This window comes from Brevundimonas sp. UBA7534, assembly GCF_002479325.1.
In the GTDB taxonomy this organism is placed as follows: domain Bacteria; phylum Pseudomonadota; class Alphaproteobacteria; order Caulobacterales; family Caulobacteraceae; genus Brevundimonas.
Genome location: NZ_DLMO01000032.1, coordinates 1538 through 11014, shown reverse-complemented (window position 1 = coordinate 11014; position 9477 = coordinate 1538). Strand labels below are relative to the sequence as shown.

Here is a 9477-nt window from a genome sequence, read left to right as displayed (position 1 = left end):
GGCGGTGAAGGCCGCCGGCGGCCGCGTCCTGACCGGCGGCGAACGGCACGCCCTGGGCGGCCGCTTCTTCCAGCCGACCGTGACCCTGGGCGGCGACGACCGCCTGTTCCGCGAGGAAGAGACCTTCGGCCCGATGATCCCGGTCTTCGCCTTCGACACCGAAGAGGAAGTCCTGGCCAAGGCCAACGCCAGCGAGTTCGGCCTGGCCTCCTACCTGTTCACCCGCGACCTGGACCGCGCCATGCGCATCGGCCGCCGCATCGAGGCCGGCATGTGCGGGGTCAACACCGGCCTGATCTCCACCCCCGTGGCCCCCTTCGGCGGCGTCAAGCAATCCGGCTACGGCCGCGAAGGCTCGGTCCACGGCATCGACGAATACGTGGACGTCAAGGCCGTGACCCTGGCGCTGAGGTAGGTGCGCGAAGGGGTGGCACAGTACGCCGCTTTGCTGATATTCGGCCTTCCTCAGCCCCCAGGTCCGGATCGATGACGTTGAGCGATTTCCCCCCTTCCCCGGTTCGAGACGGGCGAAAGATCTTCGTATTGGCGAACTGTCAGACCGGCGGTTTGACGGCGTGCCTCGATCTCCTGCTGCCCCGCGACACGGTGACAGGCCTGCACTGGTTTTATTCGGAGGAAGGCAAGGCGAACGCCGCGGCCGGGGCCGCAGACGCCGACGTGATTGTCACCTCCGCTCCGCCTGACCTGCGCACTCAGATGGCGGCCGAGCACGGATTCGACGAATCCAAATGCCTTGTCGTTCCCAGCATTCACTTCACCGGCTTCCATCCCGACCTTACCATCGCCTATGCGGGCCAGGCGCTGATCAACGTCCTGGCGGGCGTGCCGTATCAATCGGCCATCGGTGTGTGGGCGTGGAAGCGGGGCATGACCGCCCGCGACGCGCGCCGGCTGTTCACGCGACCGACGATCAGCGCGCTGGGCTATGACCGGTATTGGCCGAAGGCGGTGGCCGAAGCGCGCGCGCATTTCGCGGCCACCGACATCCCGTTCGCCGACTATTTCCTGCCGTTGCAGGCGTCTGGGCGGCTCTTCATGCACACGTTGAACCATCCCCACATCGCGGTGATCGCCCAGCTGGCGCGCGGCGTGGCCCGCCGACTGGGCGCCGACGAGGCCGATCTGCGCCAGCCGCTGGAGGACATGGTCCCCGACGCCCTCAGCTTGGGACCGATTTGGCCGGTGTACCCCGGCGTCGCTGAATCTCTGGGCCTGCAGCCCAGCTGGCTGTGGAAGATCGGAGATGGTCTCTACACCCTGGACGAATATCTCGAAGCGCAATTCCGCGCCCTGGACGCTGTCGACGGCCCCGTGACCTGCGCCATGGCGGATACGCCGCGCTTCGGAGCCATCCTTCGCGAGATCGCCGCCTGATGACCAATCCCTACAGCTCGCTTCCCGACCATTGCTTCTGGAGCCGCGGCGTCACTTGGGTGCACCCGGCCCAGATGGATCCGATGTCCAAGGCCCCGTTCATGATTTCCGCCTCCGACAAGGTGGCGACAATGGGCAGTTGCTTCGCCCAGCACATCTCGCGGCGACTGCAGGCTTCGGGCTTCAACTATTTCGTCCCGGAAGCGGCGCCGGCGTCCATGCCGGCCGCCGAGGCCAAGGCCGCAAACTATGGTGTTTTCTCCGCCCGCTACGGCAACATCTATACCGTCCGCCAGGCGGTTCAGCTTTTCGACCGGGCCTTCGGCCATGCGACGTTCGACGAGGCGTGGGAGCGTGAGGACCGGCTGGTCGACCCGTTTCGTCCGCAGATCGACCCGTCTGGGTTCGCCGATCTGAACGCGCTGGGGGCGGCGCGGGCTGAACATCTGGTCGCGGTCCGGCGGGTGTTCGAGGAAGCTGACGTGCTGGTCTTCACCTTGGGCCTGACCGAAGCGTGGCGATCCATCGCCACGGGCGCCGTCTATCCCACAGCGCCCGGCGTGGCGGGCGGCGCCTTCGATCCGAGCCGGTTCGAACCCGTCAATTTCAAGGTCGACGAAGTCATCGCCGACCTGGATTTGTTCGTGACAAAGGTGCGTTCGGTCAATCCCACGGTCCGGATCATCCTGACCGTCTCTCCAGTGCCGCTCAAGGCGACCTTCGAGGATCGCCATGTCCTGCAGTCGACGGTTTACAGCAAGTCCGTGCTTCGGGTCGCGGCCCAACACGCGGCGGATTCCCATGTCGACGTCGTCTATTTTCCTTCGTTCGAAATCATCACCGGACCCGGCGGGGCCGGACGCTACTACGCCCAGGACCTGCGGGAGGTGAAGGATGTCGGCGTCGCCCACGTGATGCGCGTGTTCGAACGTCACTTCATCCGCGGCGCAGACGCCGACCCTGGAGCCGCAGCCGCGCCGATCTACGACACCGGCGGGCACAGCAACGTAATCTGCGACGAGGACGTGCTGGAAGCCGCCCTCCACGGCAGCCGGATGCGGCGTCAGGATGCGCCGGTCTTGGCCGAGGAGGAGGCCCTGGGCCTGTCGGTCAAGGAGGTTCGAGACGGATATCGTCTCTTTCTGCAGAGGGCGCCGGAATCCGAAGAGGTGATCATGCTTCAGCGACGCACCTTTTCTGATCGGCGAAGCTTCGCCCTTTCCCTGGTCCGATCCGACGAATTCAGTCAGGGCCGCCGGCCGGGCGCGCCGGAGCGGTTCGCCGAGTGGATCGACTGGCTGTCCGCCTAGCCTCTCACACCGGCAGCGCGCCGCGTTTGACGACGGGGCGCATGGCGACGCTGGAGGAGACGCGGTGGACGCCGGGCAGGCGGGTCAGGGCCTTGGCGTGCAGGCGCTCAAGGTCGTCGACGTCGCGGACCACCAGTCGCAGAAGATAGTCGGCCCCGCCGGTCATCAGATAGCATTCCATCACCTCCGGCACGGCGGCGACGGCCTGTTCGAACGCCGACAGCGCCGCCTCCGACTGCGACGACAGGGTGACGGTGACGAAGACGCTGATGGGCAGACCCACCGCCCGTTCGTTGATGACGGCGGCGTAGCGGCGGATGACCCCCGCCGTCTCCAGGGCGCGCAGCCGGCGCAGGCAGGCGCTTTCCGACAGGGCCACCCGCCTGGCCAGATCCGTATTGGTCATGCGGCCGTCCTCCTGAAGAAGGCGGAGCATCTTTCTGTCGACGGCGTCCAGTTCGACGGCGGAAACGGTCTTCATAGGCGGGGTTCCGTGGCGGATTCTTCGCCTTCTGCACCGATCGCCGCGAAATGAACAGGAATCTGCGTTTCGCTGAGCGATATAAGTGCGATCGACGAGGCGGTCCGCCGGGAACAGGCGGACCGAACCTTTGCCGGAGGAGACACAGATGCGCGTCGGCGTTCCCAGCGAGATCAAGACCAACGAACACCGGGTCGGCCTGACGCCGACGGCGGTGCGCGAATATGCGGCCCGCGGCCATTCTGTCACGGTCCAGGCCGGGGCGGGCGCCGGCGCCGGCTTCACCGACGACGACTACCGCAAGGCCGGCGCGACCCTGGCCCCGGACGCGGCGAGCGTCTTCGCCGGCTCCGACATGATCGTGAAGGTCAAGGAGCCGCAAAAGGTCGAGTGGGAGATGCTGCGCGAGGACCAGATCCTCTACACCTACCTGCATCTGGCGCCCGATCCCGAGCAGACCAAGGGGTTGATGGCGTCCGGCTGCGCCGCCATCGCCTATGAGACCGTGACCGACGCGCGCGGCGGCCTGCCGCTGCTGGCGCCCATGTCGGAAGTCGCCGGCCGGATCGCCGTCTTCTCGGCCGCCGAAACCCTGCTGAAGCACAACGGCGGCATGGGCCTCTTGTTCTGCGGCGTGCCGGGCGTGGCGCCGGCGCGGGTGCTGGTCCTGGGCGGCGGCGTCGTCGGCCTGAACGCGGCGCGGATGGCCATGGGCCTGGGCGCCGAGGTGGTGGTGCTGGAGCGCTCGATCCCGCGCATGGCCTATATCGACGAGGTCACGGGCGGCCGCGTCATCACCCGCTATTCCTCGATCGGCGCGATCGACGAGGAGATCGTCAAGGCCGACGTGGTCATCGGCGCCGTCCTGGTGCCCGGCGCCTCGGCGCCCAAGCTGGTCAAGCGCGAGCATCTGGCGAAGATGAAGCCGGGCTCGGTGCTGGTCGACGTCGCCATCGACCAGGGCGGCTGCTTCGAAACGTCCAGGCCGACGACCCACGAGGATCCGACCTACGTCATCGACGGCGTGGTTCACTATTGCGTCGCCAACATGCCGGGCGCCGCGCCGCGCACCAGTTCCGAAGCCCTGAACAACGCCACCCTGCCCTTCGGCCTGGCGCTGGCGGACAAGGGTCTGGACGCGCTGAAGGCCGATCCGCACCTGGCCCGCGGCCTGAACGTGCTGAAAGGCCAGATCACCTATCCGGCGGTGGCCCAGGCGCTGGGCCTGGACTGGTCCGATCCGTTCGGCGTGTGGGCGCACGGCTGATCGCCACGCGGAGGGTTCCGGCGCGCCCCGGCCCCTGCTAACCCTCCGCGCCTGACATACAGGGAGAGACTCATGGCCGCGACCGAAGGCTGGGACATGCCGACCGGCGACCTCATGAAGGGCAAGAAGGGCCTGATCATGGGGGTCGCGAACTCCAGCTCCATCGCCTGGGGCATCGCCTCGCAGCTGGCGGCGCAGGGCGCCGAGCTGGCCTTCACCTATCTGGGCGAAAGCCTGGAGCGGCGCGTGCGCCCGCTGGCCGAAAGCGTCGGCGCCAAGCTGCTGATCCAGGCCGACGTCACCGACGACGCCTCGATGGACAAGGCGTTCGAGGAGTTGGAGAAGGAATTCGGCACGATCGACTTCGTCGTCCACTCGGTGGCCTTCGCCAACAAGGACGAGTTGAAGGGCTCCTTCGTCGACAACACCACCCGCGACAGCTTCCTCTTGGCCATGAACATCTCGGCCTTCAGCTTCGTCGACGTGGCCAAGCGTTCGGCGAAACTGATGCCGAACGGCGGCTCGATGATCACCCTGACGTACCTGGGGTCCGAACGGGTCATTCCGAACTACAACACCATGGGCGTGGCCAAGGCGGCGCTGGAGGCGGCGACCCGCTACATCGCGCGCGACCTGGGCCCCAGGAACATCCGCGTCAACGCGATCTCGGCCGGCGCCATGCGCACCCTGTCGCTGGCCGGCATCTCGGGCGGGCGCGGCCTGCATTCCAAGTCGGCGCAATTCTCGCTGATCAAGGAAGAGACCTCGATGGAAGGCGTCGCCGGCGCGGCCCTGTGGCTGTGCTCGGACCTGGGTCGGTCGACGACGGGCGAGGTCGTGCACGTCGACGCGGGCTTCCACGCCGTGGGCCTGCCGGAAGACCTCGAAGGCTGACCGCGGGGCCTAGCCGCCGCCCGGTCGGCGGTCGAACGGATAGCGGTCGCGGATTTCCGCGCTGAAGAAGCGTCCCTTGGAAAAGGCCGCCCGGAAGTCGTCCGCGACCTCGGGCGGCACCTCGCGATAGTCGTAGGCGTCGCCCGACACGAACGTCACGCTGAGCCGCCGATGCGCGGCATCGTAGCTGAAGCGGCGAATGACGCTGGAGGGCATCGCGCCGCCGTCGTCAGTCCCGCAGCGAGGCCGGAACCTGGCCGCCGTTCTCGGCCAGCTTCTTCCAGACGGCCTTGGACAGGGCGATGTTCTGTTCGGCCGAGCCGTGCTCGCCGGCGTGGACGTTCAGTTCCTCGGCCAGCTCCTTGCGCGCCGCCAGGCTGGAATCCAGGTCCAGCAGCTTCAGCAGGTCGACGATGGAGGTGCGCCAGTTGCCGCCGCCGCCCTTGGACGCCGCCAGGTCGCTGAGCACGGCCTCCACGTCCACCGGCGGCAGGGTCGTCCCCACGCCCGTCGGCACGCCGGGAATGGGCGGGGCGGCGGGCGTCGCCCCCGCGCTGGGCGTCGCCGGCGCGGCGGGCGCGGCTTTCGGCTTGTGGCCGGTGATCTTGTTCCAGATCGAAGAGAAGATTCCCACGGTCGATGCTCCTGTTGACGGGTGTAACCGATAGACGCCAAACGCGACGGAACGGCCAAGGTTCAGCAACGCTTCACCCCTTGGTCGGTATCTCCAGCCCGCGCTGGACGGCCGGACGCGCCAGGCCTCGCTCCAGCCAGGCGGCGACGTGGGGAAAGTCCGAGAAGCCGACGATGTCGCCCGCCTCGTAAAACCCGATCAGGTTGCGCACCCAGCCGAGGGTGGCGACGTCGGCGATGGAATAGTCCGCCCCCATGATCCAGTCGCGGGGATTTCCCGCCGCATTGGCCAGGCGGTCGTTCAGCACGCCCAGCAGGCGGCGGCTCTCGGCGGCGTAGCGGTCGCGGGGGCGCTTGTCCTCGTAATCCTTGCCCGCGAAGCGATGGAAGAAGCCCAGCTGGCCGAACATCGGACCGATGGCCGCCATCTGGAACATGACCCACTGGATCGTCTGATAGCGTTCGGCCGGATCGGCCGACAGCAGCTGGCCGGTCTTTTCGGCCAGATAGATCAGGATGGCGCCGGATTCGAACAGGGCCAGCGGCCTGCCGCCGGGACCGTCGGGATCGAGGATCGCGGGAATCTTGCCGTTGGGGTTCAGCGACAGAAATTCCGGCCCCCAGGTCTCGTTCTTGGTGATGTCCACGAAGTGCGGCTCATAGGGCAGGCCGATCTCCTCCAGCATGATGGACACCTTCACCCCGTTGGGCGTGTTCAGCGAATAGAGCTGCAGCCGGTCGGGATGCTGCGCGGGCCAACGGCGCGTGATCGGGAAGTCGGAAAGATCGGTCATGAGAGATTCCTTGCTCAGTGCGGATCATGTGGTCGCTCGCGTCCGATCCGCCAACGCCCCGCGGCCCGCTCGCGCCCTTGCGTTCGAAAGCGCACATTCAGGGTTTGACGACGCGGCCGCCCATGCCAGCTTGGCCTTGGCCCGATCGGGGGCGACCGCAAGGGAGACGCCGCATGGCGCACAAGTTCGAAGTCTACAAGGACAAGGCGGGCGAGTTCCGCGTCCGCTTCAAGTACAATTCCGAGATCATCTTCTCGACCGAGGGCTATTCCGACAAGTCGGGGGCCAAGCGCGCGATCGATTCGATCAAGAAGCACGTCGGCGACGCGCCCGTCGAAGACGCCGACTGACCCCGCCCGGCCCGCCCGCGTCCTACAGGGCGCTGGCGGCCGCGATCAGACCCTCGACATCCGCCTCGTCCTGATAGAGGCCGAAGCCGAAGCGGATGACGTCGTCGCGCACGTCGGCCACCACGTCCGCCTCCAGCAGCCCCGCGCGCCAGGCGGCCGCGTCGGGATGGCGCAGAGCCAGGAAGCGGGCGCGCGGCGCATCGCCCCGGACGGGATTGAGGATCTCGGCCTCCGACAGCGGGCCGGCGCGTCCGGCCTGCACCGCCTGCTGAACCGTTGCGGCCAGGGCGCGCGAATGGTCGGCGACGGCGGCGGTGTCCAGACCCGCGTCCGCCAAGGCCCGGCGCGCGGCGTTGAAGCGATAGAGGGCCGAAACATCGAACGTCGCGCCCCAGAAGCGGCCGCCGTCCCTGCGGTACTGCACCCCGCCCGGCGGGCCCGACAGGTCGCCGAACTCCGAGAACCAGCCCGTCACGACCGGGCGTGGCGCGAATCCGTCCGGCGCGTGCAGGAAGCAGGCCCCCTCCCCGGCCATGGCGTATTTGTACCCGCCGGCGACGTAGAAGATCCGGTCCGCCACGGCCGACAGGTCCGTCGGCGTCGCCATGAAGCCGTGATAGCCGTCGATCAGGACCCACGGCCCCTCGGGCCGCGCCAGGGCCGCCAGGTCGTCGATGCGGTCAAACAGGCCGCCGGTGCGGAAGAAGACCTGGCTGACCACGATCCAGTCGTGTCCGCCCGCCCTCGCCGCGTCCACGAACCGCTCGGCGAAGGTGTCGAACGGCTGCAGCGGCACGCGCGTCACCACGGCCAGGCCCGCCTCCTCCCAGCGATCGGCCTGACGGCGGAAGGAATGGAACTCCCCGTCGGTCGACAGAATCCGCACCGGCCCGCGCTCGAAGGCTGAAAAGACCCGCAACAGCAGGTCGTGGGTGTTGGAGGAGAAGACGATGCTGTCCGGCGACGGCAGGTTCAGTTCCGCCGCCACATGACCCTGGGCCTGGGGGATCACCTCGTCGAACAGCAGGTCCCACTTGCGGTCGGCGTGCCGATTGGCGTCCAGCCAGGCCTGCTGCTGCGCCTCGAAGCTGGCGTCGGGCCAAAGGTGGTGGCTGTGCGCGGCGAAATGCAGCCGCCCGGGCGCCAGGTCCAGCGCGCGCGAGAAGAGGGACTTATGGGTCATCCCTCTTCTTACGCGTCGATCCGACGTCTCACCAAGCGATCACGCAGCAAGCCGTGGCGCAAGCCCGCCCTTTAGACCAGCGCCCCGTGGCAGTGCTTGAACTTGCGGCCCGAGCCGCAGGGGCAGGGCGAGTTGCGGCCGGTCATCTCCCAGCCCGCCGGCAGCATCTCGACCGGCAGCTTGGAGCGGTCGTCGCCGATCAACTGGCCCTCGGGGTTCTGCGCCGCCGGATTGACCATCTCGTTCTCGCCGGTGCCAGGGTTCAGGTGGATTTCCTGGAACTCGGGCAGTTCGGGCGGCGGCTGGAAGCGGAACTCGACCGTCATCAGCCAGCGGGTGACGTTGTGGCGCAGGTCGTAGAGCAGGCTTTCGAACAGCGAGAAGGCCTCGGTCTTGTACTCGTTCAGCGGGTCGCGCTGGCCATAGCCGCGCAGGCCGATGACGCCGCGCAGGTGGTCCAGGTGGACCAGGTGCTCGCGCCACTGCATGTCGATCATCTGCAGCATGAACTGCTTTTCCAGACCGCGGGTCTGGTCGGCGCCGATCTGTTCCAGGCGTTCGGCGGCGCGGGCGTCGGCGGCGGCCAGCAGCCGCTCCTCGATCTCCTCGTTGGACACGCCTTCCTCGGCGGCCCAGTCGTGCAGCGGCAGTTCCAGCCCCAGGGTCGAGCGGACCTTCTCGTCCAGGCCGTCGATGTCCCACTGCTCGGCATAGGCCTTGGGCGGCATGTAGCGTTCGACCAGGTCGGACACCACGTCGCGGCGGAAGTCGCCGACCAGTTCGGACAGGTCCTCGGAGTCCATGAACTCCTGGCGCTGCTCGAACACGGCCTTGCGCTGGTCGTTCACGACGTCGTCGTATTTCAGCAGGTTCTTGCGGATGTCGTAGTTGCGGGTCTCGACGCGCTTCTGGGCGGTCTCGATGGCGCGGTTCAGCCAGGGGTGGGTGATGGCCTCGCCCTCGCCCACGCCGAAGGTCTTCATGATCGAGTCCAGACGGTCGCCGGCGAAGATGCGCAGCAGGTCGTCCTCGCAGGACAGATAGAATTTCGACACGCCGGGGTCGCCCTGACGGCCCGTGCGGCCGCGCAGCTGGTTGTCGATGCGGCGGCTCTCGTGGCGCTCGGTGCCCAGGACGAACAGGCCGCCGGCGGCCAGGGCCTTTTCCTTC

Annotated in this window: 12 protein-coding genes; 6 read left to right on the top strand and 6 right to left on the bottom strand. The window is 67.8% G+C overall.

All coding sequences use genetic code 11. From position 1 onward, the window contains the following. From B2U11_RS02275 to B2U11_RS02265, 3 genes are all read left to right on the top strand, one after another. Positions 1–415: aldehyde dehydrogenase family protein (locus B2U11_RS02275; protein WP_292069588.1), on the top strand; the 415-nt coding region annotated here is incomplete at its 5' end. A gap of 128 nt (positions 416–543) precedes the next feature. Continuing rightward, entirely contained in the window at positions 544–1395 is an 852-nt protein-coding gene (locus B2U11_RS02270) for a WcbI family polysaccharide biosynthesis putative acetyltransferase (protein WP_292069585.1), read from the top strand. Beyond that, positions 1395–2705 carry a GSCFA domain-containing protein gene (locus B2U11_RS02265; protein WP_292069582.1) on the top strand — a complete coding sequence of 437 codons (1311 nt, stop codon included), beginning with the start codon at positions 1395–1397 and terminating at the stop codon, positions 2703–2705. The genes B2U11_RS02270 and B2U11_RS02265 overlap by 1 nt, the downstream gene beginning before the upstream one ends. Before the next feature lie 4 nt (positions 2706–2709). On the opposite strand, the gene B2U11_RS02260 is transcribed toward B2U11_RS02265, so the two are convergent. Then, entirely contained in the window at positions 2710–3186 is a 477-nt protein-coding gene (locus B2U11_RS02260; RefSeq protein ID WP_292069579.1) for an Lrp/AsnC family transcriptional regulator, read from the bottom strand. A 148-nt stretch (positions 3187–3334) separates the two neighbouring features. Here B2U11_RS02260 and ald point away from each other — a divergent pair, with 148 nt between their 5' ends. Both ald and B2U11_RS02250 read left to right on the top strand, forming a co-directional pair. Then, a complete protein-coding gene (gene ald, locus B2U11_RS02255) occupies positions 3335–4453 on the top strand; it encodes an alanine dehydrogenase (protein ID WP_292069577.1) in 1119 nt (372 codons plus the stop codon). Positions 4454–4549: 96 nt separating this feature from the next. Next, entirely contained in the window at positions 4550–5347 is a 798-nt protein-coding gene (locus tag B2U11_RS02250; protein ID WP_292069590.1) for an enoyl-ACP reductase FabI, read from the top strand. A gap of 9 nt (positions 5348–5356) precedes the next feature. Here B2U11_RS02250 and B2U11_RS02245 read toward each other — a convergent pair whose 3' ends face one another. The 3 genes from B2U11_RS02245 to B2U11_RS02235 form a co-directional block, all read right to left on the bottom strand. Continuing rightward, the gene (locus B2U11_RS02245; RefSeq protein WP_292069575.1) at positions 5357–5563 is read right to left on the bottom strand and encodes a KTSC domain-containing protein; all 207 of its coding nucleotides are present in this window, start codon (positions 5561–5563) and stop codon (positions 5357–5359) included. Positions 5564–5576: 13 nt separating this feature from the next. Then, positions 5577–5981: a DUF3597 domain-containing protein gene (locus B2U11_RS02240; protein ID WP_292069573.1), complete on the bottom strand. Its 405-nt coding sequence runs from the start codon at positions 5979–5981 to the stop codon at positions 5577–5579. 73 nt (positions 5982–6054) lie between these two features. Further along, the gene (locus B2U11_RS02235; protein ID WP_292069570.1) at positions 6055–6774 is read right to left on the bottom strand and encodes a glutathione S-transferase N-terminal domain-containing protein; all 720 of its coding nucleotides are present in this window, start codon (positions 6772–6774) and stop codon (positions 6055–6057) included. Positions 6775–6947: 173 nt separating this feature from the next. Here B2U11_RS02235 and B2U11_RS02230 point away from each other — a divergent pair, with 173 nt between their 5' ends. Further along, positions 6948–7124: a YegP family protein gene (locus tag B2U11_RS02230; RefSeq protein WP_292069567.1), complete on the top strand. Its 177-nt coding sequence runs from the start codon at positions 6948–6950 to the stop codon at positions 7122–7124. Between the two features lie 22 nt (positions 7125–7146). On the opposite strand, the gene B2U11_RS02225 is transcribed toward B2U11_RS02230, so the two are convergent. Beyond that, positions 7147–8307 (bottom strand): aminotransferase class V-fold PLP-dependent enzyme, encoded by a 1161-nt coding sequence (locus B2U11_RS02225; protein WP_292069565.1) that lies wholly within the window; start codon positions 8305–8307, stop codon positions 7147–7149. A 71-nt stretch (positions 8308–8378) separates the two neighbouring features. Continuing rightward, positions 8379–9477 (bottom strand): SEC-C metal-binding domain-containing protein (locus B2U11_RS02220; protein ID WP_292069563.1); only part of this gene is annotated, 1099 nt, incomplete at its 5' end.